General features: G+C 60.1%; 1 protein-coding gene. It reads left to right on the forward strand.

Translation table 11 applies throughout. The features are described 5' to 3' along the window. Positions 1–460: 460 nt before the first annotated feature. Positions 461–777, forward strand: a 317-nt coding sequence (locus C8264_RS21930; protein WP_483863843.1) for a flagellin N-terminal helical domain-containing protein, incomplete at its 3' end; no start/stop codon positions are given.

Below are 777 nucleotides of genomic sequence, written 5' to 3' on the forward strand. Positions count from 1 at the left end.
AATCGCCTTGCCCCGACGGCCGGGCGGAGCACGTTGCCTGAGGCGGGGGCCAGGCCGGCGCAACATCAGTCCTCGGGGCGGGCGATCCGATCGCTCTCTTGGGGAATGCTCGACAATGGCGTTCGATCATACGCCCGGGAGGGCGCAGCCGCCATAGGCGCCGCACCGAACCGCGCCGGATAGAGGCGGCCGGCAGCAAGCCCGTCGGACAGCTGGGCTATCCGTCTCCGCTGACAGGTTGCCCTCGCGTTCGCCACGCGGGGGCTTGTCAAACCCAGCAGCAGGTGCCGATCCCGATGTCATCGCGATGAACAGCAAGGAACCGACCTCGGCCGGACCGGAGCACTGCGTGACGGACACTTTGCATCCATTCAGCGAGATGGATTTCACGAGTTGTTAAAAGGTCCCGGAGTATTTGTGACCATCCCTAGAAGGGGCAAATTTCCAGAAGGAACACCCAGTGGCTGATATCAATCTTTCCAAAGCCGTCCGCTCCAATCTTGGCTCGCTGCAGAACACGGCATCGCTGATGGCCAAGACCCAAGACCGTCTTTCGACAGGTAACAAGGTCAACTCGGCTCTTGATAACCCAACCAATTTCTTCACCGCCGCTTCGCTAAACAGCCGCGCTGGTGATCTGAACAATCTGATGGACTCGATGGCCAACGGCATCAAGACCATCGAAGCGGCTAACAACGGCCTGACCGCGATCACAAAAACGCTTGAATCGATGCAGTCGACCCTGCGCCAGGCGCGTCAGGACAAATCGTTCGAGAC

Origin of the sequence: Devosia naphthalenivorans (assembly GCF_003056355.1) — a bacterium.
Classification (GTDB): domain Bacteria; phylum Pseudomonadota; class Alphaproteobacteria; order Rhizobiales; family Devosiaceae; genus Devosia; species Devosia naphthalenivorans.